We start from the raw sequence: 19262 nt of genomic DNA, 5'->3' as shown, positions 1-19262 counted from the left end.
GGCGGCTTTTGTTTTTGTGGGGATTTTTTATTTAATAAATAACTTCATCTGTTGATGGGAAGACAATAACTCTAGCGCGCATAATGAATCGAGTCGTCTCATTTCTGAATTGAGGGATGCTTATTCCGATTGATGATTCGCCATCGCCGGAGGGCACGTCGACAACAAACTCATTCAGTGCATAGAAATCACTCTCAAGTAAATACACGTTTGGCCTATTCTGCTTGATGCCATCTACATAAATATCACACAACCCCATATTCTGCCCGAGTGATGGAGCTCTGTACGTCATTGCTGCTCGGTTTGGTGTTTTAAAGCCAGTATGACCAGGCACCACATCAATCGGTGTTAATGCTCCCTGTACCCATACATGACATTTTTGAGATCGCTTTTTAACTTTAAAAAGTTCGACAACGTGTGAGCCGAACCAACTTCTATTTATATAGATATCTTTTGTAACTGATACAATATTTCCTATCATTTTTTCAGCATAAATAGTCCCGCGCACATCACAGTTTTCATCGATAATAACGTTGTTAAACGTTCCGCTTGTCGCATTAATCTCCCCTCGCGCCTTGATACTTTGAAACTCTGCAAGTCCATTTTTATTAATGTGCCATCCGACCTCACCTGCTTTATAGTTATCTGATTGAATAACATTTCCAATTTTAGTATTAGTAATCGAACCATCTTGAATAAAACCCGAGCCGATGAATACTTGTCCGTTAACCACGGCAAATGGAGTAACAAATTGACCATTGGCATTATTAAAAATAATAAACTCATCAGCGGCAAAAGCGATTTGTGTAACAACTTGTCCGTTTTTAACCTGCGCACTCATCATCATTTTAACATCGTAGTATTGCCCGTTATGCAATACACCCGCTTTAATGCTGAAGTAAGCGCGAGAGTTCCCCTGCTGATCTACAGATGTCTCCGCACGTTTTTCAATCGCTGCTTTATTCTCTCCAATTTCAGACTTGATAAGCTCGTTAATTTCAGCTTGTGACCTCTCATTATCTGATACAGTTTTCTTGAGAGTCGTAATGCTTGAGTTTACATCATTGAATTGCGCTTCAATTTTCTCAAATGACTGTGCGAATGCCTGAAACTTATCGGCTGTTACTGTATCTAAACGAGTAATTGACGCTTTAATTCTCAGTTGCTCAATTGCTTGATTTCCAACCTCCGCTGTCAGCTGCATCCCCATTTCTGCTAGTGAACTTTCAGTATTAGCAAGTGAGTGTGATAACTGATTAATTAACGCTTCATTATCAGTAAATCGAGATTCGGCGGTCTCAATATGTTTCGTTTGAGTTTCATCAACTTTAGCTATCGCCTCTGATTGGTCTGTAATACGAGCATCCATCGGCCCTAACTTGTCATCAACTTGCTTAATCTCAGCTTTGACTTGCGATATGTCTTTTGCCGTTGACTTTTCAAGTGTTGACACTGATTCTTGCACTTTTAGAACAGCCGATGAGGTTTGCTCGTAGTCGGTTTTAACTTGCTGCTGCCAGCGTGCTAGCGCCTCCTGGTCTGAAATTCGCACTTGCTCAAGACGGAATATTTCAGACCTGCGAGTACCTTCCTCTTCTAGTAAGCGAAATGAGACTTGATTCAACATCACAGTGTTGTTAAGTGTCGCTTCTGCCGCTTGCTCAAGTTGCAGCTGAACATTGGATTGATTAAAGTCAATCTGCTCTTGCATCTGCTTTCCAGCTTCGGTGGTGAGGAAGGTGTCGCCCAGCTCGTCAACCATATCCTTTGGCGTTCCACTGGCTTGACCTACAGCTTCGACAAATTGCGATTTTCCATAACTATTGACTGTTCGAACATAAAACCAATAGTCAGTACCCGCCTTTAAGTTATCCTTAGTCCAGAATTGCCCCTGACCTTGTCGGTTGGCTTTAGTGGTAACTTCGGTGTCATTCGTGCTGGCCAGTTTTTTGTCGCTGAACCAGAATTCAAACGTATACCCATGTTGGGCAGTTTCTCCGCCATGCGGAATACAGGTCAATGAGAACATGCCGCCAACCATTTCAACACTCACGGGTTTAGGCGGGGCTTGAATATCAAAGTCAACAATAGCAGGGGCAGACATTGCGCCCGCCGCATTGATAGAGCGAACTTCGGCACGATAAGAGCCGCGCACAAGCCCAGATAAATCAACTCTATCTTGCGGCACTTGAATCGACTGGATGACCTTGCCAGCTTCAAGAATATTCACGGTGTTATAGCGAACATCCGCAGCGGCTGATTGCCAGCTCAGATAGCCTTGAACGACTTCACCAATATTTGTTGGCACAAAAGTTAGGTTTAGTGGTGGAGCGACACCGCCAGTCGGTAAAACCGTAAATGGCGGGCGCACAAAAGGCTTACCAATGATGTCTTCATAGATATGTGGTCCATCCTCTTCGAGCAGTAACTCGACCCCTTCTTGCGGATGAAACTTCCACTCAGCCACGCGGCACTCAAAGTTCTGTATACCGATATGGGGCAAGTTAAGTAAGCAAACATCCCCCGGTCTATATGCATAACCATCCATATTCATCTTTAACTGAATACGACGACCGGCACGTTTTTTACGTAGATACAAGTTTGTGACTCTTGCGGCTTGATACGGGCTAACAATAAAACGATAGTCAATGTTCTCTTTTATCTCTAATCCGTCTTCTTCAACCCACTCTTCAACAATAACAGGCTCAAAGTCTGTTTGAATATATTGTTGCTCTGCATCGACAAACGTACCGTAAATCGCATTGGTTGCATCACGTAACCCTAGTTCTGGTGTGATATTGACTGTATCAATGATTTGATTTGGCTCGATACGCAATACAGCAGGCCCATTGTACGCTTGCATCAGAATGCCATGTTTCCCTGCCACGTAAGTCGGCTCGGCAGCAATGCACTTGTGCATATGATCAAGCACTGACGCTGGCGATTCGGAAAGCTCATAAGCGCCATTAATTGTATAGCGAGGCTCCGTATTACCCTCAGGGGTCATTACAGGTTCATCACATAAATCAGCAGCGACTTTGAACGCATCAAAATCAATGTCGGAATCAGGAACGTTTAAATAACTACGATAATAATCAAGAATGACTAATGCGCCGTTATTACTCCACACGGTTTTACCAGTGCGCGGGTCATAGATTTGCTTCCCCCACACTTCGACTTTGACGTTTGGCACGCCGTATGGAAATTTCTCAGCATCGTATTTAAGTGTTAAACGTAACCACGCTAAGCCATCCCCTATCATGTCTTCCTTCCATGACGGGGCATTTTTTAACATGTAGGGGTCACAATCCGTGCGGCTATTGTGAAACTCATAATCCGCTTTATCGCCGAATTCACTAATCAAATCGTCGTTCAGCCAAATCTTGCCAATGCGGTCTACTTTATGTGCTGCAATGGCTAGTGCCATAAATAAGCGTTCGTTTTCTGTTTGGTCACCCTTTTCTTCTTCGGCAAAAAAGAGCAGCCCTGAACACACTGTTTTACCGACGATAATGGTTTCTGGTGCTACAGCAGAGCGTAATATTTGTTTGCGTTCTGATTGGTCGCGATAGCCGGAAGGCAATTTATCCTTGAAGAGCATTGAGCTAGCAGCCTGAACAGCAATGCCCGCTGCAATTAAAGCTGTTCCTAGTCCACCAGTAACAATAACGCCAGCAATCATCAGACCCGTCGAAACAACACTTGATACAACTTTACCCATTTACTCCACTCTCCATGCCTTCACTGGTTGATAATTGACAGGCATTGCACCACTCTCAGTGACCGCCCAAATTTTATTCGCCCACAACACGCCAAGCGTTTTACCGTCGCCACCCTCAAACAAAACAATGTCACCGCGACTTGCTATATTTACGGGGATTTCAATAAAGAAGCGTGATAGTGCTGACTCAATATCGCCAAACTCAGACTTCAGGACACGCGCTGCGCCTGTTTTTGTTTTGTATCGACCTCGCACATTTGCACATGGATCAAAGTCACAAATCGCCATCACGCAATCCGCCGCAAATAAGCAGCAATCATGTTCACCCCATGAAAAAGGGCGACTCATTGCTTTTTGTAAGGTTTGAGGGAGTCGAGTAGTCCAGTTGATGTGGCGCATTTAATTATCTCCAGGCATAAAAAAACCCGCCGAAGCGGGTATGTTTGTTATATTGCTTAAAGTGGGTTTCTTTGTTTCTGGCACTCTAATTTTATTTTATCCATTATTTGGCTCATTTCTTTTTTATCTTCCTTTGGCACAAATGCATGTATCATCCAAATGAAATAAACCCCATCAGAGCCAGATCCTGATAGCATCACACTTCTATTGCCATTTTCAAAAACGTATAGACTGCTTTTCTCGCTATCTGCCTTTTTCTCTATTGGGTTGCCATATTTAAGCTCAAGATTTTTTAATATGTCATTAAAGTCTATTTTATAGATTTCTTTATCTGTAGTTGTATAGTCGTATTCTACTGCCATAAGCCCGCTAAAATTTATCTCACCATTCTCAGGAAGAAACATTAGCTTGTAGGTTTCACCTTTATTATTTAGCCCGTAAGGTAATTTTTGCGTTTTAACTTTAACGAATGGGCACTCATTCTGACTACTTAATACCTCGGTGTTATTGCCAATTTCTACCATTACCCCCTCAAGCGAAGACCCCCATTGTAAACCAAACGGCCCAATATGCCGGTCATCAATAACGTTTTTAGTTGAGCTACTGGAAACTTTGTTGGCATCACCATCGCGCTTATCGCATGCAGTTAAATGTAATGCGGCTACCATAATGCATAGAATGGCTATTTTTTTCATTAATCACCACCAGAAATATAAATTAATTATTTATAATGCCAGCATTTATTTATAGATGAAAGCTGGAGCATCTTTTTTGCTTCCCCAGTAAATTGCCCTTTCAGCCATCTGAGCAACATAACGGAATATACGATCACCATTGTGTCGCTTTGACCACGATTCGTCAGTAAACCTATCCGGTAACCCTTGCGACCAGCGCTCAAATCGATTTGAGACAGTAACAGCCACCTCACATTTATCCCCCGCACTCACACCAATATTGCTAATCTGCCCCGCAAATAACACCTCAGCAAGAACGGGCTGCCCGTCCTCATTAAGCGCAACCATCATTATCCTAACTTCGCGCCCTCGACTTCGCTCGTTCATTACATCGCCTAAGAGTGAAGCGTCAAAGCCACTCAGCGATAAAATAAGTTGCTGAGGGCTAGTTGTATTTTCTTCTGATACCGTCTCAATAGCACCAAACTGCCCCACACCTTGATAGACTTCACCTGCAATGATTAAATTGCCCGTCGATGTATGCACCCGTGTTACTCCGGACTTTAGGTCAAGTTTTGCGGCGACGACGATATAGCACCCTTCATTAATCGCTTTAACCATTTCATTCGAAAAAGGATGATAATTCATCAATAAAGCGCCTCCTCAAAAGAAAGTGTCGTTGATGTAAAAATACCCGGCACCCGACGCAGCCGACCTTGATTATTGTCGGTTAGCTTGAAGATGCCATAAGGATTTTGCACTTCAATTTTTTCACCTACTGAAGGGGAGTTGCGAAGCATCGGGGAAAACATAATAGTTGCATTTCCCTCCGCATCGCTTATCACGTCAGAGGTTACTTTTTTAAGCTCATGATTGATTGTGATGTTATCGGCAGCTCTTAGCACCAACGAGTTGGGTATCCAACCCTTAGTTAACAAAGAGCGCCCTGTTTGATTGGGTTGATTAACAACAGGCGCACCCACATTGCCAACACTACTCCTCGCCCAATCAAATAACCTGATACGCCCCGACTCCCCATCTAATTGAGCCAAAATAACTTCCAGTATCCGCGATTTATCATCCGTTAAGTTATTGAGTGCTAAATCACAGCGCCAGCGGCTACCAGGGAAACGCACTGTTTGTGCGCTCCCAGTAAACGTTGAAATGAAGGTTTTGGAGTTACTCAGCAATTGCCAATCTAGCGCCGAGGGTTCTAGCTCTTTAGGCCATGTTAAAATATCCATGGATTATTTTCCTAGTGTTTTTCGTAACTTACCATTTGTTTGAAAATCTCGCATGATATCCGCTTTAGCCTTTGCCGCGCCCTCTTCCGCCCCTTGGCGCGCCGCCTCTCTTAATGCCGCTTCAAGCGCAGCATCACCATTACCATGAACATGAATTTCCTGCTGAATAATTGTGCCGCCAGCCGGTTTTTCATTAACAGGCATGTCAATTTTAGGGAGTTGAGCACGAACACCCAGCGAGCCATCTTTAGCGCGAGTCAGTGGCATAATGGCTTCGGGACCAGCCTCGCCCATTAAACCTAGCGATGGAACGCCCCCTTTTGCAAACGGGAAGAATGTCGGAGCGTCAATAACTTGACCACTATAAGCACTAAGCCCCGGTGTGTTGTACATGCCGCCCTTAGCGTTCGGCACATAGCTTTGCCAACTCGTAGACATCCCCATGGCACCTGTATTTGCACTAGAGGCTCCTGCGCTAGCGCCTGCAGATGCGCCACTTGCAAAGCCGCCAAACAACCCCGTCAGTGAGTTCGTTATCATGGCTTGCATAGCAATACGAACAAGGTCTTGAATAATAGCTTGAGCCAGTGATGCTGATAGCTCTTGCAACGCTTCTGAAAATGACTTAGAGCCTGTCAATATTCCCGTCAGCGCATTGCTAGTGCGTTGCTCAACAGTTTCCAACAAGTTCATCTGCATTTTCTGCCATTTGCCCTGTGCACCATAAAGCTCTTTTGCAGCTTCTAATTGAGCCTCTTTCGAGCGATTAGTTGCTGCAATCATGAGTTCCTGGTACCGCTCCTGACTAATCAAGTCATTGTTGCGGTAGGCCTCATATAATGCTCGTTGTTCATTAAGCTGGTTTTGCAGTTTAACAACAGGGTCAATTTCCCCCGAAAGCTCATAACTTGGTAAGGCCTTTTGGTTGGCTTCTTCGGTTAACTTTTGCTTGATGTAATCATTACGCAGTTGCAAGCTGGCGGTATAATACTGCTGCTCACTTAACAGATTGGCTTGACGAAGTTCGTTCAACTCCTTGGCGGCTTCTTTTTCTTTGCGAACAATGGCTTCATAAGGACTGTATTTTTCTGCGAGCTCTAAGCGCTTGCGCTGATGATTTTCTTCATTCAGTAGCGCTAGACGCTTCATCTCAGACTGACTGACGTAGCCTTTTTTATTCAACTCAATTAATTTGTCGTTGTTCTCCTTTTCATCAGCAAGTATCTTTTGCAGACTTGAAAAATGTTCAGACTCAATCGATTTCCGCAACTGCCGATAATCGTTAAGTGCTTTATTTTTACCTTTGTCTGTGTTGCTGGTGAGTGATGGCACGGGCAACTCACTACTATTTTCAGGTTTTATATCAAATTTACCACTAGCTAAAATATTTTGAGTGTTCTCACGGCTCTTTATTTTGGCATCAAGATCTTGATTTATATCTTCTAATGCCCCTAAAACCTTTTTCCTTTCTTTCAAAAACTCATCAGGACTAGTACCAAATGTATCGGCCAGAAACTTACCTACGCCGCCCCCATCTTTTATTGCCTGCATTTCAGCAGCTCTAGTTTCAGAATATTTTTGAGCTTCACCATAAAGACGCTTGCGTTCTTTCTCTAGAATCTGAATATCGTCGTTTAGCTCATCAAGCTTTATTTCAAGTTTGATTTTTGATAACTGCTGTAGTTGCTCGATTGTTTCCACAACAGAGCCGCGCATGCTATCAAGTTTTTCCTTGGCTTCATCTGATTTTTGAGAGAAGTAAAATAAAGCCCCGCCCGCTAACATCGCCGCACCGACTGGTCCGCCTAATAACGCTAAGGTTCCTCTGGCTGCTCTAGCTGCAAAATTCAAGCGATTTTGTGCGGCCGTAAGCTCGTCAACAGTTGCTCTTTCAGCACGATTAAGAGAAATGATTGTGGCTGAGTTTTTCGCCATTTGTTGACGTATTGCATTACGCTGAGTTTCAGTCTGAGCCGCACGTAGCTGTGCTGCTAATGACTCTTGAGTGGTAATAGCAAATGCCTTGTCAGCTCGAATTTTCTCAAGCGTGGTCTCTAACCCTTTCGCCTGTGCCGCATTCAAAACATAATTGTTTTTCGCTGTAACAAGCATGTTTTTACCAGCTTCATACGCACTCAGCGACAAATTGCCCATATAGCGCGATAAACCAATTCCCCCTATCGCAATCGCCGCTGTCGCAAAGCTGCTAAAGTTTTCACTGATTGTAGCTAACCCTGCCGCCATGGAACGAGTGATCCCCAAACTGGCGTTAATTTCACCAAAATAAGATTTGGCTGCATTGGTCGCCTTGGTGAAACTATCCGAAACCGTGTTATCCATGCTGTCCGCAAGGGCATTATTCGCCTCTTTGGCATTAATCAACGCGTTGGCAAATAATGTCATTGCAATGCCGCTTTTAGCTGCCATTTGCTTTACATCATTTTCAGTGACTTTAACGCCACCGCGCATGCGTGAGAGTTCTTTGGCTATATCCCCCACGACAGAAGGCATGGCATTTAACACAGAATGCCAGTCATTACCCTTTAAAACGCCGGTGACCATCGCGCGGTTTAATGCGTTATAGGCGGATTCAGTTTGTTGTGCACTGGTCGCATTGGCCGTAAAAACCGACGACAACGATTCAATATAATCCAACGTGTTTGCCGTGGAATATCCCAGCTCTTTCATGGCTGAGGCTGAACCGACATACAGTTCTTGGGTCGTTTCAATCGCCTTCCCGTTGCGGTTGCTCACCGTTAAAAAGCGCTGCTGAAGCTCCTCATAACGACTGATATCGCCTTCAACTGAATTTAATGCCATTTTTATCCGTGCGGACATCTGCCCCCAGTCATCAACAACGGTGATCAGCGTTGATACCGAAAAGAAGCCCGCTAACGCCCCTGACATCATCTTAGCGGTGTTAGTGACAGTGGCTAGTTGCCTATTGATGTCGCTTAATGCCTGACGCTGAGCACGTAATTCACGCTCAAGGCGACGACTGTTTGCCCCCATCGAACGATAATAATCCGTTCCCATTCGGCTGGCGCGTGCGATTTCAGCCTGATAACTGGTTGAGTTAGCCGAAATTTTAATAATAAGTTCACGAAGTTTTGACATAAAAACCCCTCAGCAAAATCGTTACCCTGATAATGATGCAAAAAAATCTTCTAATCCCGACCCTGCTTGCTCCTCCGCCTGCACACTCTCGACATCCCACCGGAGCAGCGTATCGTTCAAGGTTGTCTTGACCCCTTGAGCATTAAAAATAGCGGCTGTAATTTGGGCTGCATGCACATCTTGACGCGCATCACCAATGGGGTTTATCGAATCAAATGCCCACCAGAGCTGTAATTCACTGGCAGGCATCTGACTGATTTCAGAGAGGGTTTTCCCTAGCCGTAAGGCCAAGGTGAGCAAGAACTTTAGTGCAGGCTCACGGACTTTTTTTCTGCCTCATTCGTGCTGGTAATGAGTTGAAAAGCCTGATTAACCAACCGTGCATGAACGGGGCCGTAAATTTTCAGTACCTCGCCCTTATCTTCGGGGGTAAAAACCGGGGTTAAGTCTTCGTCAAGCAGGACGTTGATCAGGAACTCAACATCCGTTTCAAGGTTACGCTTCACCACCTCTTCCGTACTCATTTCGGTCGTTTCCCCCAAATCGCGGTGCTCTTTTAGCCATTTCAGCCAGATAGAGACCGACGGCTCGCGCAATACAACATCAGAACCCCACTCAGGGACGTGTACTTTTTTAGTGCGAAATGAATTTGCAGCATTCAGGGCGACATCACGCAAGTTTAAGGTTTTCTTTGCCATTACTTAGTGCCTCCGGTCGGCTGAGACTGAGTTGCTGGTGCTGACTTGCCTTTTACGACGGGCGTTGGCTTACCTTTCAAGCGCAGCGTAAATGAAGCGCTAACAACGCCACCAGTGGAAACTGACCAGCTATTTTGACGCACCTCCGCTAAAAAGACGTAACCATTACCCGAGGGAAAAACCACTTTAAAGGCATGAACCGTGTCGTCGTCATACGCCTGACGTAACACCTCTTGCCCCTCGTCAGGTGTCCAGTTACCACTGATAGTCACTTCCGCCGAAGCTGGCAGCCCGTTTGTGGTCTCCTGCTCGGTAGAGCATAGTGTTGTAACATCAATGTCGGCCTTTTGACCGCCTGTGTAGCTAATTTCTTTCGTTGAGCAATCAATCGACACCGAATCTGTTTCGACTGCAGTAATATCCGTTGCCGCCAGTCTAGATACACTGATTTTGGTGCCTTGTGTTTTTTCATATTTAGCCATTCTTTAATTTCCTATAGACATAAAAAAAGCTGCCGAAGCAGCTTGTGAGGGTAATTTGAAGTTATTGCCAAACTTGACATTCTAGGGTGGCGCGAAAAAGCTTTGTGTCCGACTCATAAGATTGCCGCTCCGTTATTGATGTAGGGTTCAATACGTCAATCGCTTGCCGCATCCCATCACGAATGATCCGCGCTTCGTCAACTGTATTTGCATAGACATCAATTTGAATATTGGTCATGGTTTCCGCCTGCCCACTAAAGACATCACTCGGGATGTCGTAAATAGACAAAACGCACCAAGGCGCTGTGACGGGTTTGTTTTGTGGTACAACATAAGAAAAGACCTTGTTCGGCAAAACCGGTTTTAACAGAGGGATGATATCGCCTTCGGTCATCGTCGCAGCACCTCATCAATGGCTTGATTTAACTTGCTGATCGCAAACTCTGCTGCTTCATCCGCTTTACTGTCAAATGCAGGGCGAATGAAGGGGTGCGGGGGCATTTTTGACGTTCCCCCCTCAAGAAAGCGCCAATAGTAAGCGTTATGCGGATCATCCGCCTTCATCTTACTATCACTGTTTGTTCCTGCTTTATTGGTGCCTCGAACATAAACCCCTGCCGAGACCTCACCACGCTGACGGCCGCGTTGATTACCTGCAACAATGTTTTTGGCCAGTTTCCCTGTACGCTTTGGGGCTTTCGCTCTGGCTTCATCACGTAGCACACTCGCTGCCGCATAAGCCGCCTGTCGCAATACTCTGTTACTTTCTGCCTGACTAAGTAATTCCAACTCCCTAGAAACGTCATGGAGTCCGCCAAAATCAATACGCACATCAACCATCGGAAACTCCTTGCTTGCACAACAACTCAAGACGTGTGAATTTAACATCAGGGATCACCGATTGGATGTCGTAATTTAAGCCGCGGTAAACCATGCGGCAAACAGGCGTGATATCAGAGCGATAACGCAACCAAACACGCACCGTGACTTCGGACATTTCCGCATCCGCCGCGAGTAGTTCACGACCACTAATCGGTTTAACTTCGGCTCGAACAGTCGCAATATCGACCCAATGATCATCATAAGTGCCTGACGGTAATTCAACAGGATTGTTTTTCTGAAAGGTGACTTTGTGTCGTAATCGCCCTGCTTGCATCCCGCCTCCTTATAAACCATAAATACGGTAAGGTTGAAGTAGCGCGCTAACCGCGAGAGGCTGGGATGAAAAAGACGACCCAATCACCGCATTTTCCCGATTGGCATACCATTGACCAATCAGTAATAGCATGGCGTTTTTGACATCATCACTTAGCAGTAATGGTTCGGGATCGTCCTGATAACCGGTAGATGATTCGCTTTCATACAATTTCCGCCGCGTGTAGTTTTCGACATACTTCACGGCAGCCGCTGTATAAACAGCCAGTAACTTATCATCATCAGTAAAATCAGCCTCGATATTGCAATGCGCTTTAACGAGTTCAAGAGAAAGCATTATTTCTCCTTTTTCGCCTTCGTTTGCTTTGTGCTCGACTGTCCAGTGGTGTGATTGGCAACACTGTCAGAGGCATAGCCTTTTTGGATCAATTCACGCCCATGCTGCTCAGTCGTCTCAATTTCATCACCTTCAACGGCCACGCCACCGCCAAAGCAAATGGGGCGCAATAGCTTTAGTTTCATTTCGATGCTCCCAAAAGAAAGGCGACCGCAAAGGCCGCCTAAGTGGATTACTCACCCGACGCAGGCGCTGTAAAATCGCCGTAAACAAACGCCTCTGGACGCTTCACGGCTAATGCCAAACGCTCTTCACAACGGATAGAGATCATGTTTTTCTCAAAGTCATCCGCGTTTTCAGTTGAAATCACCACGTTGGTTTCTTCGCGGTCAAAAAGCTGAGCGCCCGCGTTGAAGGCACCGGTTAAGAACTTACCTTTAAATGCGGCAGTTTCCGTGACCACGACGGGCAAGCCCCATAACGTTGGCCCTGTTAATGCAGACGGATTCGCCAGAATGTAACGGCCCAGTGAATCTTTCAGCAGTTCAATCTTCGCCCAGTCGATGAAGTGCAGAACGTGCCCCGTTGCTGGGAAACGCGCTAACTGTGCTTGCAGCATAGCCAAACGCAAATCATCAATGCCGTTTTGTTTATCGACTTCAAACTCCGCCTTGAACTTAGACGCCTGCGGGATGATGCCGTGCAAATGCGCGCCAGAGCCGTCACCGAACAAAATTTCTTGCTCTTCGACAAACTTCAAGCCGTAACGCATTTCAGCATCCACCAATGACTGCAACTGTGCAAAGTCATCCAAGATCTGTTTAGATGCCTTGAACATATGTGCAATCGTCGTGACCGGCGTAATTTTGGTTGCAAACTGAATGTCGCTGTACGGCTTGGTGGTATTTTCCGGCACCACGGTAGCCGCGTTAGTAAATCCCGTTTGTTGCACCCAGAAAATGGCCGGCGAGGTTGTCTTCCCAGAAGCAATTAAATCGCGAATGAATAAGCGTTGTTTCGGCGCAACATCAATTCCCGGTAAGCGTTGTGGCTCAACCACGCCTTCTGCAACATCAACCGAGGTCAATGCAGCCTGAACGGGAACCGAAATTCGCTTGTTGCCCTGAATGCTGGAATTAATATCTTTCAACACGTCGGCTGAAATGACTTGCTGACCGATACTTTTTGCAGCCTGAACCGCGTTACCTAGCGGCATTTGAGCGACATGTTGCTCCAACTCGCCTAAGGAAGCTTTCAGTGTTTTTTCAGACTCACGCAGCGCATTGAGCTCTGTCGCCATCTTGTCGACCGCGGCCTTGGTTTCCGCGCTAAGGCTGCCTACTTTTTGTGCTTCTTTTAGCGCTTCTTCGGCTTTAGCATTAAATTTACCGTTGGCTTCTTCAATTTTAGCCGACAGATTTTTCAGTAATTCATTTGTATCAGACATAGTGTCTCCAATTAGTTAACAGTGGCAAAAGCATTGACTGCCTTTTCCAATTCAGAAAGCGTTTCGGGATGAATGTCAGTGGTAGCGCTTGGCATACCGTGAGGATCTGAAGTAGCGCTCGGCATACTTCGTGTTAACGCACTGATGAGCCTTCGTCGTTCAGAGCGTGGTGTTTTAGCTTTAGCCAGTAAGGCATCTAATTTACGGATAGCCGCTTGCGGGCTTTCATCGCCATCATCCATAGCATCGGCAGCGAGCAGGCTATCGGCAAAGCCTTTCTCAATCGCATCATTCGCACCAATATAGGTTTCGTTGTCCATCATCTGGCTGATGGTCTCTTCTGGTAGACCGCTACGCGCAACGTAGATATCCGACATGGATTTATCGAAAGGAGCCAGATCATTCGCCAACTTCGCAAAGTCATGGCGATTGCCGACCCCCACAGCCCAGCAGTTATGGATCATCAAAAAAGCACCACGCCCCATTCTGATTTCATCGCCCGCCATGGCAATAACGGAAGCGGCTGATGCTGCAATACCGAGAATGTTAACGGTGACTTTACCATTGTGTGCACGAAGCAAGTTATAGATGGCCAATCCTTCAAACATATCCCCACCCGGGCTATTGATGTTGACAACAACATCTTGGTTTCCGATAGCGCGGAGGGCGGCAGAAATCCGCTTAGCGGTAACGCCTTCACCCCAAAAATCCTCACCAATCACATCCAACACCGAAATAGTGTTATCCGAACTGGCGGCGCGAATACCGCTATTCCATTTATCCAGCGCCTTGGGTTTAAGCTCATAGCTAATCGATGTGCAGGGGCGATCCTCCAGTGCAACTGGCAGATGACTTTTTTTCATTTAAATTACTCCTCGATATGAGGTGAGTTGTGTTGAACCGTGGGAGTACCCTCAGGGAACAACCAATTTGTGATTTGCGCCTTGAGCTGTTCAGGATCATGACGCAATGTGTCTTTTCCCAATTGTTCAATGGGCGTCAGGTTGAGCTGAACAGTATAGATGTCTCCCCCTTCAATGGGGGGTAAGTTTTCGAGCCTTCTTACGTCATTTCGGCTCATCCACCCGTTTTGCAATGCCGTCGTGTAGTATGCAGCGCGACCCGCACTGTCCGCACGGAGCAATCCCTCAACTGAAAACTCAGCGTAATAGTCATCATCACTATCAAGCAGGCAACGGTTGATTTCTTGCTCAATATTGACCAGTAACGGCCGTAAGGTGTTGGTCAGAAACTGCATGTTCATCCCTTCCACACTGGATGCCCAACTGCTCTGTTTATCGGCATGCCCCACCATGAAAGGCGGCACCCGGAACCAGCGACAAATTTCCTCAATGCTCCATGATCGGCTCTGTAACAACTGCGCATCTTCGGGGTTCATGGAAATGCCGTTATAAGTCAGGTCATTTTCCAAGATCATCAACTTCCCTGCATTTTCAGAGCTGATAAATGCGTTCAAGTAACCCCGCAACTTTTCACGCTGCTCTTTAGTCAGTGCCGTTTTTGAGGATAAGAAGCCTGATGCGAGCAACCCATTGCGAAAAATCTTAGCGGCCGTTTCATCGGTAGCTATCGCCGAACCTAAGATATTGCGCCCCACCTGGATCGGCGTGAGACCAACAACCCCGTCTAACCCAAACCCACGAATATGCATCATGTTTTTAACGGGGATAGGCCGATTCTTCCCCCCTTGCTCCACGCATTGATAATCCAACAGGCCATTATCAAGTCGCTTTACCGTCACTAATTGTGGCAATAATGGCTGCAAGGAAACCAGCTTTCCACCGATATAGCGTTTTTCAATATACGCATTACCTTGTAAACAAAGGCTAGCAACAACCATCAACATAAAGCGTGATGGAGTCATTTCCGCGTTAGGTCGCCGGCACAGTACACGATAAGCAGGATGGTCTTTCGCTATCACCCGAGAGCCGTCAGCTTGATACTGGTAAATTTTCAAGGGCAGTGTTGAAATCGACTCACTCAGGAGCCGAACGCAAGACCAGACAGCAGAAAGCTGTAGCGCCTTATCTGTTGATACGGTCTTCCCACTACTGCTTAGTCCGCCTAGCGCTTTTAATAAATCTTGAGTATCAATCCCTACCGGCGTTTTTTGCTGGCTAGCCTGTAGCTGCCGAGTCTTGCGTTGTGATTTTCGTCTGGCCATTAGAACCCTACCATGATTGGATCATCAAAAAAGCCGTCGATATCCCCGTGCTCAATCTCAACGCCGTTTGAAGCGCCAACGGCCATCGCAAAAGCAACCATGCCGTCCATCCGCCCCGTTGATTTCTCTTTGGTCAGTTTACGGTTTGAAGAAGCATCTTTAATGGTAATGGCATTTGCCGCACACATATTCATCACAGGGTGATTGCCATGCCGGATCTGCTTATTGAGTAACATCTGCTCAAGCTTATCAAGCGCAGGGGCCATATCTTTGTACCCCTGCCCAAATTCAACCAGAGGCAGACTTAAACCGATATTTTCAGCCGCCTTCTTAAACATTTGGATGCGCCAGCGGTCAAACGCAATGACTTCAATATCAAAATCAGCCAGAATTTCCGCGATATCTTTCACGACATAATCGTAATCAACCATAGAGCCGGGGGTCGTACGAAGTAGGCCTTGTTTCGCCCACACGTCATACGGCACACGGTCCGTTTTTGCACGGTCTAATAGTGTCTGTTTCGGAGTCCAAAAGAACGGATACAGGTTCCATTTGCCATCGGCAGACTGACCAATCACCACTAAGGCGGTTAAGTCTTTCGATTCTGACAAATCAAGGCCGGCATAACATTTGCCGACAATCGGTTGAACCGGTGATTGACAAGACTCCCACACCGAACGGGAAATAAACGGCGATACCGTGGAAACACGCTGATTTAAATTCAGGTTACGAAAGGTGTTTTCACTCGACGGCATGCGTGAAGCCATCTCCGCTAATCGTTTCATATCATCCAAGGAGCGGAAATTACCCAGTGCAGGGTTCGCGGCTTTCCATGCTTCGGGATCTAACACATCCGCATCTTTATCAGCCTCATACACATGAGATACAATGTGTGGATCTTTAGAGTTTTTTGCATCGTCGAGCCAAATACTGAATAAGTCAGCATCGCTCGCGGCTTGCGTACTGATCGCAATCAGTAAGGGGTTTTTATGTGCCCCTTGCGAAGTGACAATGGCATCCACAAACTCACTGCGCGGCCCCACTATCTGTCCGACTTCATCAAGAATAGCCAAAACAGGCGATAAGCCGTGCGCGGTTTTCCCTTCGGCGGACAAGGCGCGATACTCCACATTGCACGGTTTACCCACTAATCGCTTACCGCTGGGAATGATATGGACAATCTCTTGTAGCGTCGGATTCAGATTAATCATCTTCACTGCCAAATTGAACACGATTGCGGCTTGCTCTCGGCTCATGGCACCACTGACAATTTGTGAGTTTTGCACCGCTTCAGGGCCAATCAAATGCGCCAGTAAAATACCGGCAATCAACCCTGTTTTCCCGTTCTTACGGGCAATACTTAAATAGGCTTTATCCGTGCGATGTGGATTATCGTAGATCGCCAAAATAAACCGCTTTTGGAAATCATCCAACCGCATAGGTTGGCCTAATAGCTCCCCTTCGGGAACAATACAGTAACGCTCAATAAACGCGATAACACGTTCACCTCGTGTCATGGTTCCTCCTTAATGCATGGGAGCCGCCAGTAGATCATCATCCTGCATATTATTCAGGGTGTTTCTGGCATTGGCATCGTTTTTGTTTCGATTGCGTTGGTCACGACTTTCACCATTGGTGGCGTGAGAATGGATTTGTAAATCACGGCGTTGTGCAAGCACCGTACGCTGTAACTCCACGATCTGCTTGCGCAAATCTTTGATCAGCGCTTCGTTGCGCTCCTCACCTCGCATTCGCTCTTCTTTGCGTAAATCACGCCGTAAAACGGTGATATAGAGCTGATTATTGGCTAATTCTACCGCCGCCAACAGGTCAGAGGGTGTCCAACTGTCTAGGGCTTTCGAGCGGATATTGTCATGCCAAAATAGCTCCGCTTTTTTCTCCAAACCTGCATGGCGTGGCGGTTCGATGGTATCAGCGGCAGCATTTTGCATGGCTTGAATTTCAGCGCTCACACTGTCGGAGCGCTTTCGTTTTCCTGCCATTAGTGCCTCGTAAAAAAAGGAAAAAAATCGGGTTAGCGTTATTTCGAAGGTTAGCGGTCGGTAATTAAAGGCAAAATTTTTGAACTTTTTACCCTCCCCTACCGTTATGATTTCATAATGAAACTATTTCAAGTGAATATCAGGAGCGTCGGTGACCATGTTATTCGTGCAGGTCAATGTGACCGTAATCTCTACCGAATCAGTTGTTCCATTAGTAGGTGGTAGAATGACCGAGGTTTGGTTACTCAATAGCTGTCCATCTACACTCAATGCATGACCGACAAAGCGACCATTCTTAAACAGCTTAGATAATTTGACTAACTTTTGATTACTCATGTTACTTATTCCAATGCGAATTAGGATCTAGCGGTATGCCATCCTCACTACAGCCGACAACAATACCGCTCTTCTCCATCCGTTGCTTAGTGGAGTTATGATGTGGTGCACATAGACTTTGGTAGTTGTTGGTATCCCAGAATAACTTTTGAGCTTTGGCTATCTGCTCAGGGTTACCTGAATCAAGCGCGTCCCTCAAACGGTGGGGAGTAATATGGTCGACGACGGTTGCAGCAGTAACGCGCCCTTGCTCTTGACACATCACACATAAGGGATGTCTAGTAAGGTAGTCGCGCCTGACCGCTGCCCATCGACCGCCATAAACATTTGGCTTCTTCATAGCGCACGCGACAAAGTACTACTGCGACACAGTTCTGCCGCAATAGCCTCCTTGATAGATCTCATTGACTTTTCTTGCTGCTCCATAGCTTGTCTTAAGCTGATGATAGAGTCTGTATTGGCGCTATCTTTCAGTCGCATTTCTTCAAGCTCTTTGTTTAGCTGGGTAATCTGACGCTGTAGACCAGATAGGTATTGCGCTGTTGATTGTTCGCTAGCAGCTGATGTGCATTGTGCATGGGTTAGTTGTGATTGAAGCTCATCAAATCGAGCCTCTACTTGTTGCTTATACTGATCGAATTCTGTCTCTTTATGAGATACTGCTTCATCCAACCGAGCGACGGTAGCGGATGACTTCAACGTCGACTCAGATCGCTCAACTTTAATATGTTGACGAATGACCGGTCGTATTGCTTGTTTTACTGCTTGTTTTAAGTCTTCTTTGTATTCATCGCTGTGCAAGCCTGAAACGGTATATTTAATTGTGGGCATTGGTGCTGCTTTTGAAATCAATGCTTCATCAATAAATACCTGACCGTTTGTAATAAAGAACTTATCAGCACTAAATCCAACGCTTGCTGGCTGCTTCAATCCTGCACTACCCATCAACTCTTTAATGCGCTTTAGTTGTGCTTCCAGCTTATCTAAGTCGGTTGTGTCTACCGATACTTTTAGGTGAATCGTCTTTCTATCTGACATGATTGTCTCCATGGATTATAAGTGTTTGATGATATTTGACTCTGTCACAAAAGCAGAATATCGGCATTGGTCATCGAATCAGTGACCAATGGAAATAGATGGTAACGCATTGTTTTTATTACTAACGGTCAAATTGACCGCCTTTACGTGTCGTTGTGGACTAAATGGCGATTCCCACCATGCCTATACTGTCATAGCAGAAAGCCCCTGATTTCTCAGAGGCTCATTATTCGCTTGCATATTTTGAATGCGTTAGCTACATTTAATGTGATATTCATTAGTTCAACAAATGAGCTTAGCCCAACGCTGTGTGGGCTTTTTTTATTCTTTCGGAATGCTTTTATCCAGTTCTTCCCGGAATTGATCTGGCTTATCAAAACCCTGCGTTGCCATGATATTTCTCCATTAAAAAGCCCCGCTATTTTG

Annotated in this window: 23 protein-coding genes; all 23 read right to left on the bottom strand. The window is 45.9% G+C overall.

Annotation, left to right across the window (positions count from 1 at the left end; all coding sequences use genetic code 11):
- Positions 1–31: 31 nt before the first annotated feature.
- On the bottom strand, positions 32–3721 hold the full coding sequence (locus PSF11_RS10950; RefSeq protein ID WP_272682820.1) for a phage tail tip fiber protein: 3690 nt from the start codon (positions 3719–3721) through the stop codon (positions 32–34).
- A complete protein-coding gene (locus PSF11_RS10945) occupies positions 3722–4120 on the bottom strand; it encodes a DUF6950 family protein (protein WP_060561557.1) in 399 nt (132 codons plus the stop codon). It abuts the gene before it with no gap.
- Between the two features lie 56 nt (positions 4121–4176).
- Positions 4177–4815 (bottom strand): hypothetical protein, encoded by a 639-nt coding sequence (locus tag PSF11_RS10940; protein ID WP_141173809.1) that lies wholly within the window; start codon positions 4813–4815, stop codon positions 4177–4179.
- 45 nt (positions 4816–4860) lie between these two features.
- A complete protein-coding gene (locus tag PSF11_RS10935; RefSeq protein WP_272682206.1) occupies positions 4861–5442 on the bottom strand; it encodes a hypothetical protein in 582 nt (193 codons plus the stop codon).
- On the bottom strand, positions 5442–6038 hold the full coding sequence (locus PSF11_RS10930) for a hypothetical protein (protein WP_272682819.1): 597 nt from the start codon (positions 6036–6038) through the stop codon (positions 5442–5444). The genes PSF11_RS10935 and PSF11_RS10930 overlap by 1 nt, the downstream gene beginning before the upstream one ends.
- Before the next feature lie 3 nt (positions 6039–6041).
- A complete protein-coding gene (locus tag PSF11_RS10925; RefSeq protein WP_272682818.1) occupies positions 6042–9155 on the bottom strand; it encodes a tape measure protein in 3114 nt (1037 codons plus the stop codon).
- 21 nt (positions 9156–9176) lie between these two features.
- On the bottom strand, positions 9177–9446 hold the full coding sequence (locus PSF11_RS10920) for a phage tail assembly protein T (RefSeq protein WP_306464634.1): 270 nt from the start codon (positions 9444–9446) through the stop codon (positions 9177–9179).
- Between the two features lie 14 nt (positions 9447–9460).
- Entirely contained in the window at positions 9461–9853 is a 393-nt protein-coding gene (locus PSF11_RS10915) for a phage tail assembly chaperone (RefSeq protein ID WP_196712868.1), read from the bottom strand.
- On the bottom strand, positions 9853–10335 hold the full coding sequence (locus PSF11_RS10910) for a phage tail tube protein (RefSeq protein WP_272682209.1): 483 nt from the start codon (positions 10333–10335) through the stop codon (positions 9853–9855). Before PSF11_RS10910 ends, PSF11_RS10915 begins: the two co-directional genes overlap by 1 nt.
- A 61-nt stretch (positions 10336–10396) precedes the next feature.
- Positions 10397–10729: a hypothetical protein gene (locus PSF11_RS10905; RefSeq protein WP_272682817.1), complete on the bottom strand. Its 333-nt coding sequence runs from the start codon at positions 10727–10729 to the stop codon at positions 10397–10399.
- On the bottom strand, positions 10726–11175 hold the full coding sequence (locus tag PSF11_RS10900; protein ID WP_272682816.1) for an HK97-gp10 family putative phage morphogenesis protein: 450 nt from the start codon (positions 11173–11175) through the stop codon (positions 10726–10728). The genes PSF11_RS10905 and PSF11_RS10900 overlap by 4 nt, the downstream gene beginning before the upstream one ends.
- Entirely contained in the window at positions 11168–11491 is a 324-nt protein-coding gene (locus tag PSF11_RS10895) for a phage head closure protein (RefSeq protein ID WP_196993201.1), read from the bottom strand. The genes PSF11_RS10900 and PSF11_RS10895 overlap by 8 nt, the downstream gene beginning before the upstream one ends.
- Before the next feature lie 9 nt (positions 11492–11500).
- Positions 11501–11827, bottom strand: coding sequence for a head-tail connector protein (locus PSF11_RS10890; protein WP_036940621.1), 327 nt, complete (start codon positions 11825–11827; stop codon positions 11501–11503).
- Positions 11827–12012: a DUF7210 family protein gene (locus PSF11_RS10885; protein WP_014656488.1), complete on the bottom strand. Its 186-nt coding sequence runs from the start codon at positions 12010–12012 to the stop codon at positions 11827–11829. The genes PSF11_RS10890 and PSF11_RS10885 overlap by 1 nt, the downstream gene beginning before the upstream one ends.
- Before the next feature lie 47 nt (positions 12013–12059).
- Positions 12060–13274, bottom strand: coding sequence for a phage major capsid protein (locus tag PSF11_RS10880; RefSeq protein WP_014656489.1), 1215 nt, complete (start codon positions 13272–13274; stop codon positions 12060–12062).
- Positions 13275–13285: 11 nt separating this feature from the next.
- Positions 13286–14137, bottom strand: coding sequence for a head maturation protease, ClpP-related (locus PSF11_RS10875; protein ID WP_272682815.1), 852 nt, complete (start codon positions 14135–14137; stop codon positions 13286–13288).
- A 5-nt stretch (positions 14138–14142) separates the two neighbouring features.
- Entirely contained in the window at positions 14143–15459 is a 1317-nt protein-coding gene (locus PSF11_RS10870) for a phage portal protein (RefSeq protein ID WP_272682814.1), read from the bottom strand.
- Positions 15459–16976, bottom strand: coding sequence for a terminase large subunit (locus tag PSF11_RS10865; protein ID WP_014656492.1), 1518 nt, complete (start codon positions 16974–16976; stop codon positions 15459–15461). The genes PSF11_RS10870 and PSF11_RS10865 overlap by 1 nt, the downstream gene beginning before the upstream one ends.
- Before the next feature lie 9 nt (positions 16977–16985).
- The gene (locus PSF11_RS10860; protein ID WP_272682813.1) at positions 16986–17462 is read right to left on the bottom strand and encodes a terminase; all 477 of its coding nucleotides are present in this window, start codon (positions 17460–17462) and stop codon (positions 16986–16988) included.
- Between the two features lie 123 nt (positions 17463–17585).
- The gene (locus PSF11_RS10855) at positions 17586–17798 is read right to left on the bottom strand and encodes a hypothetical protein (RefSeq protein ID WP_014656494.1); all 213 of its coding nucleotides are present in this window, start codon (positions 17796–17798) and stop codon (positions 17586–17588) included.
- 1 nt (position 17799) lies between these two features.
- Positions 17800–18138 carry an HNH endonuclease signature motif containing protein gene (locus PSF11_RS10850; RefSeq protein WP_272682812.1) on the bottom strand — a complete coding sequence of 113 codons (339 nt, stop codon included), beginning with the start codon at positions 18136–18138 and terminating at the stop codon, positions 17800–17802.
- On the bottom strand, positions 18135–18836 hold the full coding sequence (locus tag PSF11_RS10845) for a hypothetical protein (protein ID WP_272682811.1): 702 nt from the start codon (positions 18834–18836) through the stop codon (positions 18135–18137). The genes PSF11_RS10850 and PSF11_RS10845 overlap by 4 nt, the downstream gene beginning before the upstream one ends.
- Before the next feature lie 215 nt (positions 18837–19051).
- Positions 19052–19262 (bottom strand): hypothetical protein (locus PSF11_RS10840; protein ID WP_272682810.1); only part of this gene is annotated, 211 nt, incomplete at its 5' end.

This window comes from Providencia sp. PROV119 (assembly GCF_028482435.1).
In the GTDB taxonomy this organism is placed as follows: Bacteria; Pseudomonadota; Gammaproteobacteria; order Enterobacterales; family Enterobacteriaceae; genus Providencia; species Providencia stuartii.
Note: the sequence above shows the minus strand (reverse complement) of the source record. Positions and strands in the feature narration are given on the sequence as shown.

Coding starts and splice junctions, on each gene's coding strand:
- PSF11_RS10905 (WP_272682817.1), bottom strand. CDS start 10,729: ATGACCGAAGGCGATATCATCCCTCTGTTAAAACCGGTTTTGCCGAAC.
- PSF11_RS10910 (WP_272682209.1), bottom strand. CDS start 10,335: ATGGCTAAATATGAAAAAACACAAGGCACCAAAATCAGTGTATCTAGA.
- PSF11_RS10875 (WP_272682815.1), bottom strand. CDS start 14,137: ATGAAAAAAAGTCATCTGCCAGTTGCACTGGAGGATCGCCCCTGCACA.
- PSF11_RS10915 (WP_196712868.1), bottom strand. CDS start 9,853: ATGGCAAAGAAAACCTTAAACTTGCGTGATGTCGCCCTGAATGCTGCA.
- PSF11_RS10935 (WP_272682206.1), bottom strand. CDS start 5,442: ATGAATTATCATCCTTTTTCGAATGAAATGGTTAAAGCGATTAATGAA.
- PSF11_RS10850 (WP_272682812.1), bottom strand. CDS start 18,138: ATGAAGAAGCCAAATGTTTATGGCGGTCGATGGGCAGCGGTCAGGCGC.
- PSF11_RS10940 (WP_141173809.1), bottom strand. CDS start 4,815: ATGAAAAAAATAGCCATTCTATGCATTATGGTAGCCGCATTACATTTA.
- PSF11_RS10930 (WP_272682819.1), bottom strand. CDS start 6,038: ATGGATATTTTAACATGGCCTAAAGAGCTAGAACCCTCGGCGCTAGAT.
- PSF11_RS10855 (WP_014656494.1), bottom strand. CDS start 17,798: ATGAGTAATCAAAAGTTAGTCAAATTATCTAAGCTGTTTAAGAATGGT.
- PSF11_RS10890 (WP_036940621.1), bottom strand. CDS start 11,827: ATGCTTTCTCTTGAACTCGTTAAAGCGCATTGCAATATCGAGGCTGAT.
- PSF11_RS10885 (WP_014656488.1), bottom strand. CDS start 12,012: ATGAAACTAAAGCTATTGCGCCCCATTTGCTTTGGCGGTGGCGTGGCC.
- PSF11_RS10925 (WP_272682818.1), bottom strand. CDS start 9,155: ATGTCAAAACTTCGTGAACTTATTATTAAAATTTCGGCTAACTCAACC.
- PSF11_RS10950 (WP_272682820.1), bottom strand. CDS start 3,721: ATGGGTAAAGTTGTATCAAGTGTTGTTTCGACGGGTCTGATGATTGCT.
- PSF11_RS10880 (WP_014656489.1), bottom strand. CDS start 13,274: ATGTCTGATACAAATGAATTACTGAAAAATCTGTCGGCTAAAATTGAA.
- PSF11_RS10895 (WP_196993201.1), bottom strand. CDS start 11,491: ATGCAAGCAGGGCGATTACGACACAAAGTCACCTTTCAGAAAAACAAT.
- PSF11_RS10845 (WP_272682811.1), bottom strand. CDS start 18,836: ATGTCAGATAGAAAGACGATTCACCTAAAAGTATCGGTAGACACAACC.
- PSF11_RS10945 (WP_060561557.1), bottom strand. CDS start 4,120: ATGCGCCACATCAACTGGACTACTCGACTCCCTCAAACCTTACAAAAA.
- PSF11_RS10865 (WP_014656492.1), bottom strand. CDS start 16,976: ATGACACGAGGTGAACGTGTTATCGCGTTTATTGAGCGTTACTGTATT.
- PSF11_RS10860 (WP_272682813.1), bottom strand. CDS start 17,462: ATGGCAGGAAAACGAAAGCGCTCCGACAGTGTGAGCGCTGAAATTCAA.
- PSF11_RS10900 (WP_272682816.1), bottom strand. CDS start 11,175: ATGGTTGATGTGCGTATTGATTTTGGCGGACTCCATGACGTTTCTAGG.
- PSF11_RS10870 (WP_272682814.1), bottom strand. CDS start 15,459: ATGGCCAGACGAAAATCACAACGCAAGACTCGGCAGCTACAGGCTAGC.